Source organism: Saccharibacillus kuerlensis DSM 22868 (assembly GCF_000378145.1).
In the GTDB taxonomy this organism is placed as follows: Bacteria; Bacillota; Bacilli; order Paenibacillales; family Paenibacillaceae; genus Saccharibacillus; species Saccharibacillus kuerlensis.
In genome coordinates this window covers 20,072-43,132 of record NZ_KB899292.1, presented here as the reverse complement: position 1 = coordinate 43,132, position 23,061 = coordinate 20,072, and the positions used below count along the sequence as shown (strand labels likewise).

Genomic DNA, 23,061 nt, shown 5'->3' with positions numbered 1-23,061 from the left:
AATGCAGGTGAAAACATGAAATGTCTGACACTGAATACCCACTCTTGGCATGAGGAAGAGCAGGAGAAAAAGATTGGACAGCTGGCCGATTTTATCAATGAACGAGGCTTCGATCTAATTGCGCTGCAGGAAGTCAACCAGTCGCCTCAAGCGAGTGAAGCGGCGCCGGAGAGACTTGCGCGGTATTACGAAGCGGAGCCAGGCACCAAGATCCGCGAAGACCATTATGCACTGCTCCTGCTTGAACAGCTGGACACGCCGTATTTCTGGTCTTGGCTGCCGACACATAGCGCTTATCAGGGACGATATGATGAAGGTGTAGCCGTGCTGACGCGGGAGCCGATCACGGAAGCAGTATACGGTTATGTATCGGGCATTCATGACTATATGAATGCCAAAACACGCCGACTGCTCGGTGTGAAGACCTCGTTGGCAAATGGGGAAAACGGGGCGGACCCGCTCTGGCTGTTCAGCGGTCATTATGGCTGGTGGAATGATAAAGAAGAGCCGTTCAAAGCTCAGTGGGATCGGACCGAAGAACTGCTGAAGCCGCTGCGAGAGGCGGGAGAGACGCTGTTCATGCTCGGTGATCTGAACAATGTGGCGCAGATCCGGAGGGAAGGTTACGACTATATGCTGGACCACGGCTGGTGCGATCTATATACGGCCGCAGCGGAGAAAGACGAAGGGTCGACCGTGCTCAAAGCGATCGCAGGCTGGGCAGATAACGAACGTCCGCTACGCATTGATTACGTCCTGTCGAGCCTTCCGATCGAAGCGAAGAAGTCCGAAGTCGTGCTAGACGGCAAGAACGGTCCGCTCGTGTCCGACCATTTCGGAGTAGCGGCGGAGATCTAATTCGCGGTTGAGTAAACTTCCGACATTTCCTCTACAAAAATAAATACAAGCCAAATATGGATAAGCAGCATAGGGATAAATAAATAGCTGCATATGTACACTTATTTCGTGTTATTTACAGCTTTTTTCGAAAAATAAGTGCTCAAGTGCAGTTAAAGTCCTAATTTGGGTCTTTATACGCTTTTTGATGCTAAATAGTTGTATTCTTGCACTTATTAAGGTTGTAGGCAGCTAAAAGCAGAAAATAACTGCATGTATGCACTTATTTTAAGGAGTGTGTGCAAACGCGTCGATTTGTTCAGATAGGATAAACCATTTAAGTATTCGGCTCCAACCTCCAGCTCAACCCTCAGCTTTAAATGGAGGAGTTAGGTGCTGAATATCAAGTCGATTCATAGTTTGCGTACATGCCATAAAAAAGCCTCTGCACCGGAAGTCATTCCGAGTACAGAGGCTTTTTGATTATGCGAAATAGGAACAGCTGAACCGGTCATTTTTAAACGTTAGGACGGCTCGGGCGATACATGCCGATTGAAGCCGGAGCCGTGTCGATAAAGCCGAAATGCCGATACAGTGCGTCGGCCGGAGTGTCGGCGATTAGGCTGACGAACGAACCCGGAGGTACGTTGTCGTCCAAGTAGCGCTCAATCTCCGTCATAATGCGGCGGGCAAGACCTCGCCGCTGCAGCGAGGGATGCACGACGATGTCGGAGATGAGGTAGGCGCAGCCTCCGTCTCCAAGCACGCGGCCCATGCCGACAAGCCGACCTTGTTCACGCAGTGTGACGGCAAACAGCGAGTTCGGCAGTCCGGTTCGAGCAGCTTCGAGCGTGCGTGCACTCATGCCGGCTGCGACCCGAAGTGCGATATATTCTTCCGGCTGCGGCGTTTCGTAAAGCAGCGTAATTTCCTGATCTTTCATAATGGATGCTCCTTAATATGCGAATAAACTCCCGGTATGTGGAAACGAGCGATAGGCTCTGAAAATCTATTCTCTTTTTGTGAATGATTAGATCTAATTCATGAATGTTTGTTCCTTATATCTGAACGTTTACTCCTGAAAACAAGATATATGAACCGAATGATTAGCCTTTTTTCTCCTAATTTGAAGGAAAAAGAAAGAATGATCCTCCGAGATCAGCTCTTGCGCAGTGTAAACAGATCTCTCAGCGCATTGTCCGACAGTTCGGTAATCCAGCCTTCCGAACCGGCAATGACGCTGTCACTGAGCTGCTGCTTACTCTCCAGCATGTCGTCAATCCGCTCTTCCAGCGTACCGATCGAGATGAACTTGTGGACCTGGACATCCTTGGTTTGGCCCATCCGGTAAGCCCGGTCGGTCGCCTGGTTCTCAACGGCCGGGTTCCACCAGCGATCGACGTGGAAGACATGATTGGCTGCTGTCAGATTGAGGCCTACGCCGCCCGCTTTAAGTGACAGAATGAATACGGCGGTCGTCTCGCCCGGCGGCTGTTCTTTTGCCTGGAACTGCTCAATCATGCGCTCGCGCACTGTTCTCGGCGTGCTGCCGTTCAAATAGAGCACGTTCTCGCCCAGTTCTTCGCTCAGCACCCGCTGCATCATTTCGCCCATGCCGATATACTGGGTGAAAATTAGGCAGCGCTCGCCTTCGGCTCTCAATTCCTTGACCATGGCGACAAGGCGGGAGAGCTTGGCAGACTGTTCGATCAGCGTATCCAGATCCGGCGCTTCATCTGGTTCTAAGCCGACCGAATCGCCGGCAGTCAGCGCCGGATGATCGCACAGCCGCTTGAGCTGGGTCAGCGCGGACAGGATTGCGCCTTTGCGTTTCATACCTTCAAGCTGCGGCATCTCCTTGAGGAGCTGCTTGACGACCTGTTCGTACAGGACGCTCTGCTCCGGTGTGAGATGGATATACGTCTTCATCTCGTTTTTCTCCGGGAGATCGAGCTGAATGTTCGGGTCCTTCTTTTTGCGGCGAAGCATGAACGGTTTGACCAGCTTTTGAAGCTCGGTAATTTTCTCCTCGTCCTGCTCCTTTTCGATCGGATTCGCGAAGCGCTCCTGGAACGACTTCGGTCCGCCGAGGAATCCGGGAACCATGAAGTCGTAGATCGACCACAGTTCGGATAGCCGGTTCTCGATCGGCGTGCCGGTCAGCGCGATCTTGTGCAGGGCCCGGAAACTGCGGATCGCCGTTGACTGCTTGGTCTGCGCGTTCTTGATCGTCTGCGCTTCGTCAAGGCAGATCGTCAGCCAGTCGAAACTGCGCAGCAGCTCCTGATCAAGTGCCGATGTCGCATAGGAAGTCAGCACGACGTCAACATCCGAAGCGGCCGCCGCGAAAGCTTCACCGGTGCGGCGATTGCCGCCGTAGTGCAGCATGACGCGAAGATCCGGCGCGAAGCGGGCGATCTCCTTCTGCCAGTTGCCGAGCAGGGAAGTGGGGCATATAATCAGTGAAGCTTCCAGCGGATAGGAGCCCGGCCGGATAATCCCGTCGTCCGGAGGCAGCCAGGCGGGAGCGGAAGCGCCGACTCCCGCCGGTGTGCCGGCTGGGTTCGCGGTGCGCCGACTCGCGGCAGAATTTGCCGCGCTGCCGGACTTCCGCCGCGGACTTATGTCCGCGTAAGCTTCCGAAGCGCCCGCGTTTGGAAGAGCGCCGCGCAGCGTCTGTCCCGACGCTGCCGCTTCGGCGCGGCTTTCCTTGACGTGCAGCAGATACGAGATCAGCTGCACGGTCTTGCCGAGGCCCATGTCGTCGGCCAGACAGGCACCGAGACCCAGCCGGCGCAGGAAAGCCAGCCAGCCGAAGCCTTCGCGCTGGTAATTGCGCAGTTCGGCGCGCAGCCCTTTGGGAATATCGATCGCGGGCCAGGCATCCTTCTGGCCGAGCTGGTCGATCAGTGCCGCCAGATGGCCGCTCAGCTGGACTTCAATTTCCAGCCGGGCGTTTTCTTCGGCTTTGGTCCGTTCTTCGGCCTCGCTGTTTTCCTCTTCTTTCTTCAGCAGGTGCAGTTGAAGAATATCTTGGAACGACAGCCCGTTCTTCTTGTCCAGGCCATTCATCGCCCGGCTGATCTGATTCAGCAGCACAGGGTCGAGGGCGACCCATTCGCCGCGGAACTGTACAAGCCGCTCATTTCTGGCGGCCAGCTCCATATATTCCTCCTCGGTAAACTCCGCGTCGCCGATTGCAATTCGCCAATCGAAGTTCAGTACGGAATCGAGGCCGAATACCGAACGTCCGCCCTTCTTGCCTTCGCCTTCCTCTTCCTTAACCCGAGCCTTCAGCTTCGGCTTCTTCTTGCTCGCTGCCTGCCACCATGCAGGCAGCAGCACCCGCCAGCCGGCGTCCAGCAGCCTTGGGCTGTCCTTCGTCAGGAACTGCCAGGCTTCCGGCCCGCTCATGCTGCGGGCCAGAATATCATGTCCCGGTGCCACGCGGGGCGTCGGCAGTCCGGTCCGCAGGCTCTTCAGCCATTCCGCGCTGCGTTCGCGCACATGCTTCTCCCAGGCCGAAGGCCAACTGCCCGCCGCGGCGCCGACGTCCGACAAGGTGATCGGGACGAGCGAAGTCTCGTCCTTCTTGTCCTGGAGGGCCAGTTCCAGCCTCCAGTTAGGGTTATCCTCGTCCGGCTCCATGAACCGGACGACCGGACGGAACGGCGCGGCATCTTCGCGCCAACCGACTGCGACGAGCCAGGCGTCCTCGTCGAGACCCGCCGCCGACGCTCCGCGGTCAAACAGCCGCGGATACTCGCGGCGCAGATCCAGCGCAGTCTGCTCCGTGCCGTAGCGGCGCTGGAACACAGCTGCGGAATAAGCCGCGCGCAGCCCGGTCATAAACGTCTCCTCGGCCTGCGTGTCTTCGTCACGGACGCCGAACATCGCTTCCTCATACGCTTCTTCGTCGCTGAGCCGCACCTGTTCTTCCTTGCGTGATCCGGCCGCTGCATCCGTCGTCCGAATTTTTCCCCGGTCGAGCGCTGCCAATACCGAAGCGTGCTGGCGTTCCTTGAATGCGTGTCGATCCCATTTCCACTGCAGGCTTCCTGCACGGTACGCTTTGAAATCCGGTTTATAGGCCCTTTTATCGATGCTTGCAGCCAGCGCGGGCGCGGTTCGCGCCAGCAGATCGGCGTCGCCATCGAACGCCCAGCCAATATGCTTCAGCAGCGGCTTGTCCGCGAAGAAAGACAGCACCATTTCCGCCGGAAGCAGGACCAATTCCATATCGCCCGTACTCTGGATTTCCAGATCTGTGCCGTAAAACGATTCTTCGTGCCGCGCGAACAACAGCTGCTTGAAATATAATCCCGGAACCGCGCCGTATGTCGGTTTGGTCCCGTACAGCAGAGCGTCGCCGAATTCGCTCAGCACCGCATGGATCGTCACGGTTTCCATTACTGCGTTCATAGCATCAGCTTCCCTTTCTTCAATTCTTCTTGTAGCGCGCGCAGTCGTCCATATTTAGCATTAAACGACTCCATGAAGACCTCCCAGCGGTCTTCGCGCTTCATTTTCCGGTACAGCTTGTCCAGACGTTTGAGCAGGCGCACGGCCGCTTTGTAGCCATCCCGACTGCGCTGCTCGATCAGCCGCTCGGCCGCTTGATGATAGAAAGGCAGCAGCAGCTCAGGTGCATTTTTCTCGATCGGCGCAAGTTCAGTTACCTTGAAATGCGAAGGTTCTCTGCCGGTGGAAAGCTGGTAATCCATCCATTCCTCCCAGCGTTCGCGTTCCATCAGCTTGCTTCCGTAAAGGGTCGAAGCGTACGGAAGCATCTCCTGCAGCACATTCCACATCCGGGATTCCGCTTCAGGGAAATGTTTGAGCGTATCGTTCCAAAATTGTTCATAATCGGCCAGATTCGCACGGGCGCGTTCCAGCAGCGGACCGAAGATTTCCAGCCAATCGCTCAGACGCTCCCATTGATTCTGTGCGGCAAGCGGAGTGAAAAAGTCGGGCAGCTTCGCAGGAGTGAAATAGGGCTTATCCGCTGCTTCCTTAAGCAGTTCTTTGGCTTTGGCGTCCTGTCCGAGGCGAAAACGGCTCCAGGCATTGGCACTCAGCCAGGCCAGCCGGTTCAGCGAACGGCCGAGCTCGCGCTCTTCATCCATCAGATACTGCAGTTCCGATTCGTAGACGTCGACAGCTTCATTCGTCATTTTCCCGTCTGCTCCGATTCCGTCTGCCGGCACTGCCCATTCGGACAGCAGTCGGTAATAACATTTGGCAAAAGCGTCTTGGTCACGTCCTTCGGTCAGCATCTGCCGGCGAACCAGGCGCAGCGTTTCCTCCAGGCGCTCCAACACCTGCGCATCGCTTCCTGCCTGAAGAGGTGCGGAGAGACAGCGCTCCAAGCCGTCTTTCGTTTCGTTTACAGCCAGATGCGCATAATAGCCCGGAGAAGAAGAAGGGCCGATTCCCGGTCCGGACGGCGCCGTCATCGTTTTCAATACGAACAGGTAGGCATTCAAGCGGTACAGCTGCTCGATCCCCGGTTTGAAAGGAGGCATATTTTCAAAAATAATGCCCAGTGTCAGCTCGGCGAACTTCGGATTGCGGGTTCGTCCTGTCAATGAAGAGGCGGCTTCTTCGAAGCGCCGATGCCAGGCGGAGATCCCGGAGGCGGCGAGCAGGGAAGCCAGCTCTATACTTCGCGCCTTTGCAGGCTGTTCTTCTTCGCCGGAGAGAAAATTCGGCCTATCGTGAGCGGCTTCAGCTTCGGCACTGACACCGTCTTCGGCGCCGCCTCCGGTACCACGAACTGCTGCTCGTTCTTCGCGATCTGTCAGACGAGCCGAAGAGGAGGACGTGCCCGGTTTAAGGCTGTCCGCAGAGCTTCGATCTTCCCGCACCGCACTCTCTCTTCGCAGTGAGCCATCTCCCCGCACAGCGCCGTCTTCGGCCATTTCGGCAGCACGCGCAGCCTTCGCAGCTGCGGAGACCGAAGCGCTGGCGTTGGCCAGCGCCGACACCGGACGTCCGCGCAGCCGGGCCAGCTTCATCAGCGCAGCCGCCTGATGCCGGCAGGGCTTGCGATCCTTGCAGTCGCAGCTGCCGCCGGCGGGAAAGTCGAGCGCAAGCTCGACCCGGCACAGACCATCGCCTTCCTTGACTTCGGCTTCCAACCGCCGGTCGTCGGAGAGCGACAGCTGCTGAATGTGCCCCAACCGCTCGTATTGAAAGCCTCTTTTTAACGTCAGATCGTCATAGGCTTCCGCTGTGCTCTGTACGAGCGCATGCCATTGTTCGTCGGTGAACGCCGTGTTTCCATTCATGCTGATTATCGTCTCCATCCCGTAAGGTTCATTTCGTCCGCCTATTATAACATGGAGCAGCGAACGTCTGTACCCTCTCTTGTTTATTCAAAGCTTCAGCGCGTTCAAGAATTAAAAATATTTCTTAAATTCGTATGCAATATATTGCATGACGGAATTTGACCGGATATAATGGACAAATCTTGTTAAAGACAATTACTTACTAAAGGATAAAGGAGGGCGCTATGCCGATTCCAACAGGTTTTACGACACCGAACCGATTATCCGCCAAGCAGCGCGCCTTCCAGCAGCTGCAGGAATGGATTATCGACGGAACGCTTCAGCCGGGAGAGAAGTTAAACGACGGCGAACTTGCGAATGCGCTCGGCGTCAGCCGGACGCCTGTCCGGGAAGCGCTGCAGCTGCTGAGCGTCGAAGGGCTGGTCGAGATGAATCCGGGCGTATCGACGCAGGTGACAGGGCTCAACGGCGAAGACATTACCAAGATTCTGCCGCCGCTGGCCGCTCTGCAGTCGCTGGCCGCCGAAATTGCACTGCCGCTCATCAACACGCAGACGATTGAGTCGCTTCGACATATCAATGCGGAATTCGGCGAAGCGTTGGCGAAGGACGATTATCATTACGCGCTCAAGCTCGACGAAGAGTTTCACGGAATTATCGTCGAGTTGACGGAGAACCCGTACATCGCCAATACAATTTCCACATTCCAAGCGCATGTCCGCAGACTCTTTTTCCATAATTCGATCATTTTGGACCAAGGCTCCGTCGACGAGCATGAAGAGATCGTTCAGGCTTTCGAACGCGGAGATCGAGAATCATTGAACTCACTGGTTCGTCATAATTGGCTGCGGGCGGTCGATGCATACCAAGCCAAAATGCAGAGAAATCCGGAATAACATCTATTCGATACTGAATGGAAACAGAGACAATGAAATAGAGAAATGAAGTAGAAAAAATCAAATACAGAAGCCTTACCTTAAAAGGGTTCGCTGTTGGGGGAATATCATCATGCAGAAAAAAGTCTCGCTGTCATTTATCGTCGTTCTGGGTTCCATGCTGTTCGCCTTGTTCTTCGGAGCAGGCAATCTGATTTTTCCGCCGATGCTCGGTCAGATGGCCGGTGAAAATCTCTGGTCCGCCAATGCCGGATTTCTCGTAACGGGCGTTGGACTGCCGCTGCTGGCTGTGGCCGCTTTCGTCTTCTCGGGGGAACGCGATCTCCGCTCTCTGGCGAGCCGCGTGCATCCGATATTCGGCGTAGTGTTTGCTGCCGCGCTGTACCTGGCGATCGGTCCATTCTTCGCCATGCCTCGTACGGGCACCGTATCGTTCGAGATCGGCTTCAGACCGCTGCTGCCGGAAGGTTCGCAGACAGTCGGTCTGGCGATATTTACCATCATTTTCTTCGCGCTGTCCTGCCTGTTGGCGCTGAACCCGTCGAGAATTATCGATGTGGTCGGCAAAGTGCTGACGCCGCTCATGCTTATTTTCATCGCGGTACTGATTGGAGCAGCTATTATCTACCCGATCGCACCGTTCGGAACACCGGATGAGAGCTATGCAGCCAATGCGTTCTTCAAAGGATTCCAAGAAGGCTATCTGACGTTGGATGCACTCGCAGCGACGATCTTCGGCATCATTGTAGTAAATGCGCTGAAAGACAGCGGAGTCAAGAAGCGCGGCGAGCTGGTAGCAGCCTGCATCAAAGCGGCTGTTATTGCGGCAATCCTGCTGGCAATCATCTATACGGCACTGGCTTATATCGGCGCTTCAAGTGCGGGAGGGCTCGGCGTTTTGGAAAATGGTGCTGCCGTACTTGCTGCCACATCGGCGCATTACTTTGGTGCTTATGGCTCTATCCTGCTGGCGCTGATTGTAACGATGGCCTGCATTACGACGAGTGTTGGGCTGATCACGTCCTGCGCCGCTTTCTTCCACAGTCTGTTCCCAAAAGTCTCGTATAAAAAGTTTGCCGTTCTGATGTCCGCATTCAGCGCAGTTGTAGCCAATATCGGTCTGGCGCAGCTGATTGCCGTATCCGTGCCGGTCCTGATGGTGCTGTATCCGATGGTGATCGTACTGGTTGTCTTGACGTTCCTGCACCCGCTGTTCAAGGGCAAGGCTCTGGTCTATCAGGGCGCAATGCTGCTGACTTTCCTCGTAAGTCTGTTCGACGGATTTGCAGCAGCTGATATCAAGTTTACTTTTGTCACAAGCCTGTTCTCCGCCACTCTGCCTCTCTATGAAGTCGGACTGGGCTGGCTGCTGCCGGCAGTGATTGGTGCACTTGCAGGAGCGCTGATTGCACAGTTGATGGGCAAATCTGCCAGAACGTATGACAGTGCAGCGCTGGCGCATCGTTCTGTCGGAACTTCTTCGAAGGCGGACAGCAGCATGTCGGCCGGCGATTGATTCCGTAGAACAAATAACGAATAACGAGTACAACGTAGAAGCTATACAGTAGAAGATATCTAATTGAAAAACCGGAAGTCGACGGATGTCGGCTTTCGGTTTTTTGCGTTTGTATGAAGCTGTCTCGTTTTAAACTCTTTCCTTCTAAGCTCTCCAGTTGATTTTCTAAAAACCAAGATTCTAAAAAATAAGTTCTCTTTGAGAAACGTTGCACATTGGGCAATGAAATGATATGGTGAATTTAGAATGTTTCAGTAACTTTTCGGTAAATGGATGAAAGGAAAGTAAACAGAAAGGGGAGGAACGATGACTAAAGCGAGTTTGCGCGACATGAAAAAGGAAGAAACTTGGCTGGTGCTGGCCCGAACTTCGTATAAGCTGGCTGTAGAAAAAGGTCTGGACGGCTTTACGATCGAGGATGTGGTGCAGCAGGCCCGTTATTCAAGACGTACATTCGCCAACCATTTTTCCTGCAAAGAAGAAGCAGTGGCGATGGCAGTGCTCTCGCTGGCCAGCGGCCGAAGCGATGTGTTGAAAGAGGTGGAGGTGCCTTCCGGTATGGCTCCGCTGGACGCGCTGCGGCAGTGGTCCCGGATGCAATTTACGACAGAACTGCTGCGCAATCTGCGGGAGCTGCTGCGGATGGCGCAGCAGTATCCTACATTGGAGCCGTACGTGCTGATTGTACTGCAAAGGCTGCAGAAGGCGGCGCAGGAAGAGTTGGATCGCAACTACGCCGGTCGTTATCCGATCGGGTACACGCATATATTGGCTGGAGCGGTATTTGGAGCAGTGCTGTCTATCCTTGAAGAGAAAAATGTGCGGATTCCCGGCGAGGAGCCGAGCGACGATCCGTACGGCGAGCAGGGAACAGCGACATTCGACGAGTTTATGGAAACGACATTTAATTATTTGAAAAACGGATTTTGACGGTTGGCGTTATGGCGCTGATCGCGTTCAGGTCTGTTAATCTATCATCCGATTTGTAAATAGAAGGAGAGAGCCCAGTGTCCAAGTTTTTGTATAAAATCGGCAAGTCGGCATACAGCAAACCGTGGTTGTTTATCGGTGGATGGGTCGTCGTTCTGGCGATCGTGATCGCCATGCTTGGGATCAACGGAGTGAGCGTAAGCTCGGACATGAAGATCGAAGGCACGGAATCGCAAAAAGTGCTGGATCAGTTGGCTGAAGCGCAGCCGGAAGCTTCCGGCGGGCAGGGCAGTGTCGTCTTCGTTGCACCTGAAGGCGAGAGCTTGAATACACCCGAGCGTACAGCGGCGATCGCGGAAGCGGTCGGCGAAGTGTACGGTCTTGATCAGGTTCTGAACACGCCGGAGATTGCTGCACAGGCCATGGCTGAAGCAATGGCTGCGCAGGCTGAAGCGGGTTCGAACGAAGGAGCCGGCACAGAAGCGGGAAGTAACGCTGATGCCCAGCAGGGAGCAGGAGCCGCTCAGCAGGGTGCCGGAGCGACCGATCCTGCAGCTGCCGGTCAAGACGCAGCGGGATCGGCAGAGATGCCGCCGTATACCCAGCTCATGGTAGATGGGATGCCGGTCATGGGCGTCACGATAGCCAATGACGGCAGCGCCGCGCTGTTCCAGTTCCAATTCACCGTTCAGCAGTCTGCCGTTTCCGATGAAGTCAAAGCTTCGGTCATCGATACGGTCGAAGAAGTGGCCAACGAGACGGGAATCACGGCGCTGCCCAGCGAATCGCTGCTGCCGCTGGATATTCCGGTCGGCACCAACGAAATTTACGGCCTTGTTGTAGCGGCAATTGTGCTGGTCATGACGCTCGGTTCCGTGATTGCCGCCGGCCTTCCGCTTGTCGTCGCCCTGTTCGGCGTCGGAATTGGAGTCGGAGGCGCATACGCATTCTCGAACTTCTTCAGCATGAGTTCCATTACGCCGGTTCTGGCCCTAATGGTTGGTCTTGCGGTCGGAATCGACTATGCATTGTTCATCATCAACCGCCAGCGCCGCCTGATTCTCGATCAGGGACTGAGTGCGAAGGAAGCAGCCAGCCGTTCGGTCGGAACCGCTGGCAGCGCCGTATTCTTCGCAGGTCTTACGGTTATTATCGCGCTGTGCGGCCTGCTCGTAATCGGCATCGGCTTCTTAAGTGCCATGGCAATGGTCGCTTCGGTGACCGTGCTGATCAACGTTCTGATCGCACTCACACTGCTGCCGGCGCTGCTCGGTCTAATCGGCGAACGTATCTGTTCCCGGAAGACGCGCGAGAAGAATGCTGCCATGCAGGCATCTCGCGCTCAGAAGCAGGCGAAAGCCCGCTGGATTCACGGTGTGATCAAGTTCCGCTGGCCGGTCATTTTGTTGACCATCGTCATTCTTGGCATCGCCGCGATTCCGGCTGCGAAAATGGATTTGGCGATTCCGTCCTCGGCTTCCGCTGATCTGGATACGGCCAAGCGTCAGAGTTACGATGCGATCTCGAACAGCTTCGGCGAAGGGTTTAACGGTACGCTGCTTATTGTCGCGGAATCCGCGAACGGCGCTGACGTTACCCCGCAGACGCTCGGCACATTGGCCCAAGGGATCGGGCAGGTCGACAATGTCTCGGTCGTGTCGCCGCTCGGCATTAGTGAGAATGGCAAGCTTGCGCTTTTCAGCGTCATTCCGAATACCGGCCCCAACGATGCAGAGACCCGGGAACTGGTTACCACGCTGCGCGATGACAATTCCGATCTTGCGACCGCTAACGGCGTAACGCTGGGTGTAACAGGCGTGACCGCGGTCAATATCGACATGTCGGCGAAGCTGGCGGAAGTGTTCCCGATCTACGTGGGCATCATCGTCGTCCTGTCGCTGATCATCCTGCTGCTTGTATTCCGCTCGATTGTCGTACCGATCAAAGCGACAGTCGGATTCCTGCTCAGCATCCTGGCGACGTTCGGCATTACGACAGCCGTCTTCCAATGGGGCTGGGCGCATGATCTGTTTGCCTTCGATACGCCAGGGCCAATCCTGAGCTTTATGCCGATTATGGTAACAGGTATCCTGTACGGCCTAGCAATGGACTATCAGGTCTTCCTCGTTTCGTCCATGCGCGAGTCCTATGTGCACGGACGCCGGGGTAACGATAGCGTTATTCACGGCTACGGACAGGCGAGCCGGGTCGTTGTAGCGGCTGCGATCATCATGGTTGCCGTATTCGCTGGCTTCATCTTCACGCATGACATTATGATCAAGCAGATTGGCTTCGCGTTGGCAGTCGGTATCTTGATCGACGCGTTCTTGATCCGCATGACGCTTGTACCGGCCGTTATGTCGCTGTTCGGCGACAAAGCATGGGCGCTGCCGAAATGGCTCGACCGTATTCTGCCGAACCTCGACGTCGAAGGCGACAAGCTGCTTGAAGAGCTGAAGGCGCAGGAAGCGGCGGAGGCTGCTGCCAAGCGCTGATCGACGATTTTTAAACAAGTGAAAGCCCGCTCTAGATGAGCGGGCTTTTTCTGTCTTTTATGAAGCGGATAGAGGGAGTCAATTGGCTTTTCCGCAAATGGTATGCGTCCCGTTCGTTAAGGTCTTGAAAGTTAAGGATGAAGGGATGGGATTAAACGGAATTCCGGACTGAGTTGGTTTTGATTTTGTTTCGGAATTCGCTGTTTACCAGATAAATGCCCACAAGAATACATAATCCACCGGCGATCAGCGAAGGGTACAGGGGCTCGCCAAGAAGCAGCCAGCCGGACAAGACCCCGAAGAACGGCGCCAGAAACAAGAAGGCGCTTGTTTTGCCAGGGTCGCTTTTTTGCAGCACATAATACCAGCCCGCAAACTGCACGATCGAAGACATGAGGCTCAGCCACAACAGAATAGTGACAGACTCGCCATTCCAGCGGAAGAAGGGCTGTTCCAGCAGCAGGCTGCCGATCAGCAGAATAATGCCTCCGCTCAGCATTTGATAGGCGGACAGCACCCAGGTATCCATGCCGCCGCCCCACTTTTTGACAAGCAGTGTCGCCGTTGCCCAGAAGAACGCCGATGCCAGGCCGAATAGCAGTCCGGCTTCCCACTGCAGTTGTGTCCCAAGTGTAATCCCGACTCCGATCAATCCGAGCAGCACACCCAGCCACTGATACCATTTGTACCGCATGCCCGCAAATAAGGTACCCAGCACGACGACGAGCAGGGGGTTCGTAAAAGTCAGAATCGAGGACTCGCTTGCCGTAATCGTGCGCAGGCTGATAAAGATGCAGCCCATGACGCCGGCCGTTTGCAGTGCTCCGATAAGCAGCATTTTCATCCAGTTTTCTAAAGTACGCGGATGGGGCCGCTTCAGCAGCCCGACGATAACGGCCATGATCAGCCCGGCAGTCGCAAAGCGGAGCCCAGCCAGCATCAAAGGCGAAGCATGGGCTAGGCCCATTTTCCCGATAGCAAAGGACGACCCCATCAAGAAGGTGGTCAGAACGATAAGCGGCATAAATTTCAGCAGGTTCAATTTGAGTCACTCCCTTATGTAGACTGCATTACCCGCTTATCGAAGCTTGAATTTACACTATCGAAAAATATTTAAAAGGGTTGTTAAAGCTGCGTGTCAGAGTTTAATGAGTGTCTCTGCCGGAAGCAGCGTTTTGCAGCCGATCGGAGAAGATAAGGACACAAGCGTTGTAGAACTTCCGTACCTCATGCTTTCATTCTCGAATTGTTCGATGTCCGAGTTGGATTCGACGACAATCTTGACCAAGTAGTTGTACTCGCCGCTGATTCGATGGCATTCAACAACCTGTGCGCTGTTTCTGCAGAACTCAACGAAGTCAAGACACTGGGTCGTACGGAATAAAATGAAAGCGACGGCAGCTTTGCCGACCTTATCGCCAGCAATTACAGTTCGATAATGTTCGATGACTCCCTGTTCTTCAAGTCTCTTGACTCGTTCGGCGACAGCCGGCTGGGACAATCCGACCCGTCTTCCAATCTCCGTCATTGATAATCGTGCATCCTGCTGCAGTTGGATAAGAATATCTTTGTCAACACTGTCCATTTCAAGTCCTCCTTGCGTTATCGTGAGAAATTTTAGCATTTTTGTTAGTTGGCATGCCAATGTATCGGTGATTTTAGCCCTTGAGATGCCTTTCGTCAACGTGCATACAGAATCCAAACCACAGCGCTTGAGGAGTATGGGATGAGCATAATCTCAAGGGTGCGGATAGATGCTAAGGAAAAAGGCAAAAACAACTTGATTTCATTTGCGTGGAACTCTTTTTTCCGTGGCTTGCTTATGTAGAATTCCCTCCTCTTTTTTTACAATTGGGACAGCTGCAAATTGAAGAGGAGGCGGAAAAAATGTCGATGGCAAATGTGAAGAAACGTATTCTGGCGGAAAGAATTGACGAGGTCATCGATCGGGCGCTTGAAGACGGAAGAATTGTAGGTACGGTTGCTCTTAAAGGAATGTCCGGTTCATTTATAGTCGAACTGACCGAGGCGGTGTACGGATGAAGGCTGTCTCGAATCGTAGCGAAGTGTCTGCCGTCCGCCTTCCTTGGAATGGGCTTGCCGTTTTGGCGCTGGCCGGATTTATCTGTATTCTGACTGAAGCCGTTCCTGCCGGACTTCTGCTGCCGATCAGTGAGGAACTCCGCGTATCCGAAGGCATGGCCGGTCAGATGGTGACAGCTTATGCGTTGGGTTCGCTGCTCGCGGCAATTCCGCTGACGCAGGCCGCTCAAGGTTGGCGGAGAAAGCCGCTGCTGCTGCTCTGCATCGCCGGATTCCTTGTTTTCAATACGATCACAGCGCTCTCTCCCAGTTATACGGTTACGCTGGCAGCCCGCTTTCTGGCCGGAGTAACGGCAGGCGTGCTGTGGGGAATTACGGCGGGATACGCACGTTTAATGTCTCCCGCTTCTGTGCAAGGAAAGTCGATGGCCGTAGCGATGGCGGGAACGCCGCTGGCGCTTGCATTCGGCGTTCCTGTCGGAACCTTTGTCGGAGGCTTCGCTGGCTGGCGCACCGTTTTTGGATTGATGTCTTTGCTGGCAATGCTGCTTCTTCTGTGGGCGTTCCGAGTGCTGCCCGACTTCCCCGGACGTGCTCCGGAACGGCGTAAATCTTTGAAGCTGGTATTCGTTTTGCCCGGTGTCCGTGCAGTACTCTTTACGGTGCTGGCCTGGATTTTGGCTCATAACATCTTGTATACGTATATTGCGCCTTACCTTATGCTGTCTGGCTTGGACAACCGTGTCGATCTGCTGCTGCTTCTGTTTGGTGCAGCGGCGCTGGTCGGTATTGTCGGCACAGGAGCATTGATAGACGGAAGACTGCGACGGCTGGTGATCGGCAGCCTTGCGGGATTTGGGCTGGCTTCCCTGGCATTGGCCTTCTTAAATGAAAGCGCTCCGGTTATCTATCTGGCGACGTGTGCATGGGGACTGACGTTTGGCGGGGCAGCTACACTGCTTCAGACGGCTGTCGCCAATGCAGGAGGAGAGAGCGCCGATCTGGCGCAGTCCATGTTGGTTACCTCGTGGAACCTTGCGATCGCCGGAGGGAGTGCGACAGGAGCGTTTTTGCTGGGTACGTGGGGAGCCGCTTCTCTTCCTTGGGCAGCCGTAATTCTGATTGTGTTCGCGCTGATTACAGCATACCGTGCGCGTCATCACGGTTTCCCTTCCACTAAATAAGTAAGGTTCTCCTTACGGCCAACATAAATTTGCATCAATAATGTCGTTGAACGATGATATGATCATAGCAAGGTACAAAAAATTATGCATGAGGTGAGTATGGACATGGCAACTTTCGACGATTTTTTAAAACTGGATCTTCGTGTGGGAACGATTGTCCAGGCCGAATTTTTCGCGAAAGCGAAAGTGCCGGCTATCAAGCTGGAGATCGACTTCGGTCCGGAATTGGGCGTCAAAAAATCGAGCGCTCAAATCACGAAGAGGTACGAAGCGGAAGGGTTAATCGGCAGACAAGTTGTAGCCGTCGTCAATTTTCCGCCCCGCCGCATTGCGGGATTCGATTCGGAAGTTCTTGTGCTGGGCGGAATACCCGGGCAAGGAGACGTCGTACTGCTGAAGCCTGATACCGAACTGCCGAACGGTACACCGATCGGCTGATCAGAGAGACCGAATCCTTCCGCTCTCGACGCTTCTTTTGCGAATTCGTTCAAGCGCTCCAGTCTTCTCCGTCCGGCTCCAGTCTACGGACAAAGTCCGCAAAAGACGACGCCACTGTCGCTACGTTGGCGTCCATTAGCGTCTGGGCTTCTTCCGTCGTGCCGCTTTCCGAAATCGCGTCTTCCCAGATGATCGCTTCTTCGTGATCCAATCTGGCGATCGAAGGATCGGCTGTTCCGTTGCGATAGTCAAGCAAATAAAAATTGCCGCTGCTCATGCTCCATGCGAACGGAATCAGCTTGCCGGGTGCAGGGCTTGCAGGTTCGAAGTGCGACTCGTTAACCGAAATAAAGTTCTCGTCGAATTTTTGAAAGCGGACGCTCCATTCGGAAAAGTTGTCGGTGTCGTGGAAAGAGTAACCGAGATTGCCCGCAGCTGTCGCATAAGCGACGTAGTCTGCGGGCAGTTTGACTCCATAATGATTTTCGATGAAACGAACGATTTCTTCGGACATGGCCGATTCCTCCTTATGTATGTGCTGCAGGCCGGGAGCAAGCAACGACGGGCATCGAAAAATCCGGCGTCAAACGTCGGCGTGTTGGGCGTATACGTACGCCTGACGCGCCGACGACTGCTTTAAAAACTTTAATAAAATGCACCTGATCATATGAAAGCAAGCCGATGATTTGTCAAAACGTTTGTAAGATCATTGTACGCAGTACATTGTAACCAAGGATAAGGAAGAGATCAAAGATGAAGAAACGACAAATTAAAAAATGTGAAGTGGTATAGAGCCTATAAGGATTCAAAGAATCTAACAGCAAGTGTACGATAAATGTGCTGGAATATAAGACAGCCTTCGCCGGGCCTTTTTTTATTTTTGAAGTTTTTCCTTTGAACTTTTCACGACAAAGTAGCAACAATCAAAAAGATCTGTTAGGATGTATACTGAACGTTCATTCAGTATACGAGAAAGCTGTCTAAATCAGCTATCTAAAGGAGATCGAAACCATCATGCAAGAGATAAAAAATGTAAACTCGCTGGAAAGTTTATCTGTAGGACGTGCCTTTCTGAAATATTTAATTCCTTCGCTGCTGGGCATGCTGATTATGGGTGCCAACTTTATCATCGACGGAATCATGGTTGGCAACAAACTGGGCGCTGTCGCTTTGGCGGGAGTCGGAATTGCCGGACCAGCTTATACGCTGTTTGCGGCAATGTCACTGTGGATCGGAATCGGCGGTGCGACCTTGTACTCTCAGGCAATGGGAGAGAAAGATTATACGAAAGCCAAGCAGATCTTCTCCCAGTCGCTGACGGTCATTTTTGTAGCAACTCTCTTTATCGGAATTACAGCTTATCTATTCAAAGAACCTCTGGTGTATGCGCTTGGCGCCAATGAAGAAACTTATCCTCATGCATTTGCTTATTTGCAGATTATGCTGCTGTTCGGATTTATTATTACGGTCGAAAGTGCACTCAGCATTTTTGTTCGGAACGACGGAAATCCTAATTTGGCGATGGCTGCACAGATTGCTTTTGCATTGTCCAACGTGGTATTCAACTCTATTGCTTTGTATGTATTGGATGCGGGTGTGCAGGGGGTTGCGATCGGAACGATGTCTGCGGCATTTGTCGGATTATTGGTCCTGTCCGCTCATTTCTTCAAAAAAAATACGTATCTCAAATTCCGGAAATTCAAATGGAACAAAAAAATGCTGTGGGCTATCTTTTTGATCGGTTTCCCAAGCTTTATCGCGGAAGTGGGCATGTCGGTCTTTACGGTGGCTCATAACGTGGTGTTGGAGAATTTGGCCGGTACGGCGGGAGTTGCGGCTTTCTCTACATTAAATTATCTGCACGGTGTCATGCTGATGGCTTTCTTGGGATTGGGTTCGGCCATTCAGCCTCTAATCAGTTACTATCACGGTGCACAGCAGGAAGAGCGCAAGCGTCAGACGGTACGGATTGCGATTAAGACCGCTCTCGGAATCGGGGTCGGACTGCTGCTCGTTATTCAGTTCTGGGCCGCGCCGATTGTCGGCATTTTCGGCGACTTCCCGGCCGAAGTGACGGATCTTGCCGTAACCGGTCTTAAAGTCTTCTCGCTGGCGTATTTGTTTATTGGCGTGAACTTCGTCATGATGACTTATTTCCAATCGATCAATCATGTCAAAATGGCGATCTGGGTAACCGCAGCCCGTGAAATTATCTTGATGCTGATCTTCCTTGCGGTCCTGCCGTCGTTCTTTGGAATTCAAGGCGTATGGTCTGCTGTTCCTTTGTCCGAAGGTATCGTCGTAGTGACGATTTATCTCTACTACAACAAATATTTTGTTCGTACAAGTCTGCTGCGTGAGAATTGATAAGGAGCGGATTCAGTGAGTAAAAAGCAAATTCAGAGCGAAGAAACCAAAAAAAAATTTGCCGAAGCGGCAAAGGCTCTTTTTGCACAGAAGGGGTATAAAGGAACTTCGGTTGAAGACATTGTAAAGCTTGCAGGGGGCAGCAAAGGTAATGTTTATTATCATTTCACCAATAAAGAAGGTTTGTTTATTTATCTGCTCAAGGAATGGGAGCGAGAATTCAATGAGCAGTGGGAAAGCAAAGTTGAGCAGTACGCGACAATTGAAGAAACGTTAACGGCGTTGGCCGAACATCTGCTGCATAGTGACTTGAATTTTCCGTTAACGAAAGCGGCAGATGAGTTTCTGAATGAAGAATGGAACAACAGCGAAGTAAAAGATGGCATAGAGGCTTACATTGCCGGACATATCGAATCCGGCAGAAAGATGTTCGAAAAGTATATGGCCAAGGGAGAGCTGGCTCAAGGCGATCCCCATATGCTGGCCGTCATTTTGGAAGCCTTGTTCGAAGGATTGGACGAAATGTCCAGGTATTCGTCTGGAGAACCGCGGCAGCTTTACTATAAGGCCGTTCATGTCCTGCTTAACGGCATAAAAGTTCGCTGAGTCATTAAACGGAAGTTATGAAGGAGATATAAGCAATGGAAGCTGAATTTGAAAAAGAGTCGATTGGACGTGTAAACAGATCGACCATTCGCCACGTATACAACCTTATTATGTCAATCGGCATGCCCAAAAAAATGTTGGGTGTCGCCGCGCTGCTGAGCATCATTTCTTCATTGACAGGCTTGGTTTGGCCGGTAATGACAGGAAATTTTATCGATCAATTTACAACAGGAGGAATCCATGGAGGTCTGATCGCGCTTCTGGTAGGCGTTTTTATTCTGGAAGCCCTGACTTCAGGTATCTCCTATTACATGCTGGCTTATGCGGGCAACCAAACGGTTACCCTGCTTCGCAAGCAGTTGTGGGGCAAAACGCTGTCTCTGCCGGTTCACTTCTTTGATCGGTATCGATCGGCAGATGTGATGAGCCGCATCAGCAGAGATACGGACGAAATCCGTACGCTGATTACCGAACATTTAATTACCTTTTTCTCCAACCTGCTCACGGTAATCGGAGCGTTGGCGATTCTTTTCTGGTTAGACTGGCGTTTAACGCTTGTCGTTCTGCTTGCCGCTCCGCTGGGCGCAGCTATCATTATGCCAATCGGTAATAAAATGTACAAAATTTCGATGATGATGTACGAACAGTTGGCGCAGTTCGCTTCTGTACTGACTCAGGTTATTGGAGAAATCCGGCTGGTGAAATCCTCGAATGCCGAAAAGCGGGAAGAAAAAAACGGCTTCGAAAAAGTGGACAATCTGTTCGAGCTTAGCATGAAGGAATCGAAGATTTATGCGTTCCTGACTCCACTGATGTCCTTGATCATGATCGTGCTGCTTACAGCTGTTGTCGCGTATGGCGGCATGCGGGTATCATCCGGCGATTTGAGTACAGGAGTGCTTGTATCTTTTGTGCTGCTTTTGTTTCAGATTATTCTTCCAATCAATACGTTCGCGACCTTCTACTCCAATCTGAAGAAGGTGTCCGGAGCGGCAGATCGACTCAAGCCTATCCTGGAAGCGGAGGCTGAAGACGAGCAGGAAGGCAGAGGGCTTCCGATGCCGGACAAACGGCTCGATCTGGCGTTTCATGATGTTGAGTTCGCCTACTCTCACAAAGAACCGATTTTGAAAAAGATCAATTTATCGCTGCGTGCCGGGCAGGTCACTGCGTTGGTCGGTCCCAGCGGCAGCGGTAAGACGACTGTGTTTTCGCTGATTGAACGGTTCTATTTGCCTGCTCGAGGACTGATTACCTACGGTGAACGGCCAATCGACGATTTTGACATCACCTCGTTCCGAAGCAAGATCGGTTACGTATCCCAAGAAAGTCCGCTGGTCCATGGAACGATTCGAGAGAACATTGTGTACGGACGTACGGACGAAGTCACCGAAGAAGAAATCATTGAGGCGAGCAAACAGGCATACGCCCATCATTTCATCGCTTCGCTGCCCAACGGTTACGATACGGAAGTTGGTGAAAGAGGTATTCGTCTGTCAGGTGGACAGAAGCAGCGCATTGCGATTGCACGGGCTCTGCTGCGCAAGCCGGACATTCTACTGCTGGACGAAGCCACCGCGAGTCTGGACAGCGATTCTGAATACGAAGTGCAGAAAGCTTTAGAATATTTGATGAAGGATTGCACGACCGTCGTCATCGCGCATCGTCTTTCGACCATCACGAACGCCGATCAGATTGTCGTGTTGGAGTATGGAGAGATTACAGGCGCAGGAAGGCATGAAGAACTGCTCGCCACCCATCCGTCTTATGGGGAATGGACAAAAAAGCAGTTCCGGCAGAACCGCGGCTGAGCGTCTCAAGCCTGCGAACCCAGCACATACGCCTCCGGCGTCACGCCGACGACCGTTTTAAAGTCCTTGATAAAATGCGTCTGATCATAGTAACCGAGTTCGTGTGAAAGCTGCAGCAAAGAGGGGCGTCGACCGGCCTCGCGGCTTTGATCCAGCAGGTGGGCTGCCTCCTGCAGGCGGTGCAGCCGGATGACCCATTTGGGACTTAAGCCGACGCGGCAGTTGAACAATCGTTGAAGCGTACGCTTTTCAAGGCCGAAGCATTCGCATAACTGAACGACTTTCGTGAGTTCCCGATCTTCTGCGATTCGAGCAGTCATCTCGTGCAGCAGCCTCGTCTCGGCGTCGATCCGGGGGTTCGCGGCCAGCAGCAGGGTGTCCAGCATATGGACCAAATCTCCGCTGCACTGCGTATGTACAGCCTGCTCCAATTCCGATCCGGCTGCGGTGATAATCCGTTCAACAGGAATCGGAAGTCCGGCGAGCGGAGAGAGCGGTTCGCGGAGAAAGGGATAAAAGCCGCCGGGCCGGAATTTGACGCCGAACACTTTACCTTTGCCAGAGAGAGACTTGGAAAATCTTGCAGTTGAAGGCGTAAAGCAGCCTGTGCGTCCACGCTCGATGACCAGGTTGACGCAGGGATTGGGTACGACCTCCTGCACATGAGAGTCGGTACCCGTCAGATCCCATTCCACGGTCCAATAATGGCGTACGAAGTCGGACAATTCCGAAGCGGGATCGTAACGCAGCAGTTGGAAATGCTGCCTTCCAGTAGAGAAGTTCATTACGCCGAGCGACGGTTCCGATGAATCGTAAAAAGGTGAACGAGCAGCATATACCGGCTGAGCATCGTTTTCGAGGTGAGTTCCTTGTGCAGAAAATCCATAGTCTCGCGTCATATCCGGCCTCCTGTATGTAACGAGTATGTATCCAGAATGCAGCCTGCAGAGTTCCTGTCGCGTTTTTACTAGGCGAATGCATGTTCCCTGTTATAAGCTGATTGTAGCACGGAAGAGTACCGGCGGCGAGGGTCAAAATCGCTGTGTCTGTCTTCCAAATACAATGCGGGAGGAATGTGAACATGAAGCTGGAACAGATCGTTTATGTGAATGCATCGCCGGAAAAAGTATGGGAAGCCATGACGTCGCCGGAGGGAACAAGAGCTGCTTTTTTCGGTTCGGAATTAAAGTCGACGCTGGAGGTTGGCGCACCGTTCGAATATGTAGGACCGGGCAGTGAAGGAGAGGCGACTGTGCACGTGTACGGAGGTATTCTGGCTGCCCAACCCGGCCGCAGACTCAGCTATTCCGAACATCCGGGACCGTCCTATTATGAGAATCATGCCGAGCTGCGCACGCGGGTGACCTTTGAATTGGAACAGGTGGGAAGCTGCACCAAAGTCACATTGGTCAACGACGAGTGGACGGAGAACCATCCGGGCTTCGGCAATGCTGCCGGCGCTTGGCCAATGGTGCTGAGCTCGATCAAGACATGGTGCGAGACGGGCAAGACATTGGATTTCGGCTGGTAGACAGAGGAACGTCGAAGTAATGGGAAATGAAAAAAGCGGGAAGGCGCATGGAAAAATGCCTCTTCCTGCTTTTTTATGCTGACTGAAGAAATACATATGCTCAGGGTGTAGAACGAA

At 53.1% G+C, this 23,061-nt stretch carries 19 protein-coding genes; 12 read left to right on the top strand and 7 right to left on the bottom strand.

From position 1 onward, the window contains the following. Window positions 1-15 precede the first annotated feature (15 nt). A complete protein-coding gene (locus F456_RS0115225; protein ID WP_018977911.1) occupies window positions 16-858 on the top strand; it encodes an endonuclease/exonuclease/phosphatase family protein in 843 nt (280 codons plus the stop codon). Between the two features lie 496 nt (window positions 859-1,354). Here the strand turns inward: F456_RS0115225 and F456_RS0115220 are convergent, their stop codons facing one another. From F456_RS0115220 to F456_RS23710, 3 genes are all read right to left on the bottom strand, one after another. Then, a complete protein-coding gene (locus F456_RS0115220; protein WP_018977910.1) occupies window positions 1,355-1,780 on the bottom strand; it encodes a GNAT family N-acetyltransferase in 426 nt (141 codons plus the stop codon). Between the two features lie 215 nt (window positions 1,781-1,995). Further along, window positions 1,996-5,259 carry a DEAD/DEAH box helicase gene (locus tag F456_RS0115215; protein WP_018977909.1) on the bottom strand — a complete coding sequence of 1,088 codons (3,264 nt, stop codon included), beginning with the start codon at window positions 5,257-5,259 and terminating at the stop codon, window positions 1,996-1,998. After that, window positions 5,256-7,127 carry a hypothetical protein gene (locus F456_RS23710; protein WP_018977908.1) on the bottom strand — a complete coding sequence of 624 codons (1,872 nt, stop codon included), beginning with the start codon at window positions 7,125-7,127 and terminating at the stop codon, window positions 5,256-5,258. Before F456_RS23710 ends, F456_RS0115215 begins: the two co-directional genes overlap by 4 nt. Window positions 7,128-7,351: 224 nt before the next feature. Between F456_RS23710 and F456_RS0115205 the strand changes: the two genes are divergently transcribed. From F456_RS0115205 to F456_RS0115190, 4 genes are all read left to right on the top strand, one after another. Further along, window positions 7,352-8,023 carry a GntR family transcriptional regulator gene (locus F456_RS0115205; protein ID WP_018977907.1) on the top strand — a complete coding sequence of 224 codons (672 nt, stop codon included), beginning with the start codon at window positions 7,352-7,354 and terminating at the stop codon, window positions 8,021-8,023. Window positions 8,024-8,135: 112 nt separating this feature from the next. Further along, entirely contained in the window at window positions 8,136-9,539 is a 1,404-nt protein-coding gene (brnQ, locus tag F456_RS0115200) for a branched-chain amino acid transport system II carrier protein (protein ID WP_018977906.1), read from the top strand. A 306-nt stretch (window positions 9,540-9,845) separates the two neighbouring features. Continuing rightward, window positions 9,846-10,469, top strand: coding sequence for a TetR/AcrR family transcriptional regulator (locus F456_RS0115195; RefSeq protein ID WP_018977905.1), 624 nt, complete (start codon window positions 9,846-9,848; stop codon window positions 10,467-10,469). A 77-nt stretch (window positions 10,470-10,546) separates the two neighbouring features. Further along, on the top strand, window positions 10,547-12,964 hold the full coding sequence (locus F456_RS0115190) for an MMPL family transporter (RefSeq protein ID WP_018977904.1): 2,418 nt from the start codon (window positions 10,547-10,549) through the stop codon (window positions 12,962-12,964). 151 nt (window positions 12,965-13,115) lie between these two features. Here the strand turns inward: F456_RS0115190 and F456_RS0115185 are convergent, their stop codons facing one another. Continuing rightward, window positions 13,116-14,006: a DMT family transporter gene (locus F456_RS0115185; RefSeq protein WP_018977903.1), complete on the bottom strand. Its 891-nt coding sequence runs from the start codon at window positions 14,004-14,006 to the stop codon at window positions 13,116-13,118. Between the two features lie 96 nt (window positions 14,007-14,102). After that, on the bottom strand, window positions 14,103-14,549 hold the full coding sequence (locus F456_RS0115180; protein WP_018977902.1) for an Lrp/AsnC family transcriptional regulator: 447 nt from the start codon (window positions 14,547-14,549) through the stop codon (window positions 14,103-14,105). A gap of 302 nt (window positions 14,550-14,851) precedes the next feature. On the opposite strand from F456_RS0115180, the gene F456_RS24360 reads away from it, so the two are divergent. The 3 genes from F456_RS24360 to csaA all read left to right on the top strand — a co-directional run bounded on the left by F456_RS24360 (window position 14,852) and on the right by csaA (window position 16,629). Next, on the top strand, window positions 14,852-15,007 hold the full coding sequence (locus tag F456_RS24360) for a hypothetical protein (RefSeq protein WP_018977901.1): 156 nt from the start codon (window positions 14,852-14,854) through the stop codon (window positions 15,005-15,007). Continuing rightward, window positions 15,004-16,191 (top strand): MFS transporter, encoded by a 1,188-nt coding sequence (locus F456_RS0115170; RefSeq protein WP_018977900.1) that lies wholly within the window; start codon window positions 15,004-15,006, stop codon window positions 16,189-16,191. Before F456_RS24360 ends, F456_RS0115170 begins: the two co-directional genes overlap by 4 nt. Window positions 16,192-16,296: 105 nt before the next feature. Beyond that, window positions 16,297-16,629: a chaperone CsaA gene (csaA, locus tag F456_RS0115165; protein ID WP_018977899.1), complete on the top strand. Its 333-nt coding sequence runs from the start codon at window positions 16,297-16,299 to the stop codon at window positions 16,627-16,629. A 49-nt stretch (window positions 16,630-16,678) separates the two neighbouring features. Here the strand turns inward: csaA and F456_RS0115160 are convergent, their stop codons facing one another. Further along, window positions 16,679-17,143 carry an SMI1/KNR4 family protein gene (locus tag F456_RS0115160; protein WP_018977898.1) on the bottom strand — a complete coding sequence of 155 codons (465 nt, stop codon included), beginning with the start codon at window positions 17,141-17,143 and terminating at the stop codon, window positions 16,679-16,681. Between the two features lie 500 nt (window positions 17,144-17,643). Between F456_RS0115160 and F456_RS0115155 the strand changes: the two genes are divergently transcribed. Genes F456_RS0115155 through F456_RS0115145 form a run of 3 tightly spaced genes read left to right on the top strand, consistent with a single transcriptional unit; the run spans window position 17,644 to window position 21,413 of the window. Next, window positions 17,644-18,996 (top strand): MATE family efflux transporter, encoded by a 1,353-nt coding sequence (locus F456_RS0115155; RefSeq protein ID WP_018977897.1) that lies wholly within the window; start codon window positions 17,644-17,646, stop codon window positions 18,994-18,996. A gap of 15 nt (window positions 18,997-19,011) precedes the next feature. Continuing rightward, entirely contained in the window at window positions 19,012-19,602 is a 591-nt protein-coding gene (locus F456_RS0115150) for a TetR/AcrR family transcriptional regulator (RefSeq protein ID WP_018977896.1), read from the top strand. Window positions 19,603-19,637: 35 nt separating this feature from the next. Continuing rightward, window positions 19,638-21,413 carry an ABC transporter ATP-binding protein gene (locus F456_RS0115145; RefSeq protein WP_018977895.1) on the top strand — a complete coding sequence of 592 codons (1,776 nt, stop codon included), beginning with the start codon at window positions 19,638-19,640 and terminating at the stop codon, window positions 21,411-21,413. 5 nt (window positions 21,414-21,418) lie between these two features. Here the strand turns inward: F456_RS0115145 and F456_RS22750 are convergent, their stop codons facing one another. Further along, entirely contained in the window at window positions 21,419-22,312 is an 894-nt protein-coding gene (locus F456_RS22750; protein ID WP_018977894.1) for a helix-turn-helix domain-containing protein, read from the bottom strand. 182 nt (window positions 22,313-22,494) lie between these two features. Here F456_RS22750 and F456_RS0115135 point away from each other — a divergent pair, with 182 nt between their 5' ends. Further along, entirely contained in the window at window positions 22,495-22,944 is a 450-nt protein-coding gene (locus F456_RS0115135) for an SRPBCC family protein (protein WP_018977893.1), read from the top strand. The last annotated feature ends 117 nt before the right edge of the window (window positions 22,945-23,061 follow it).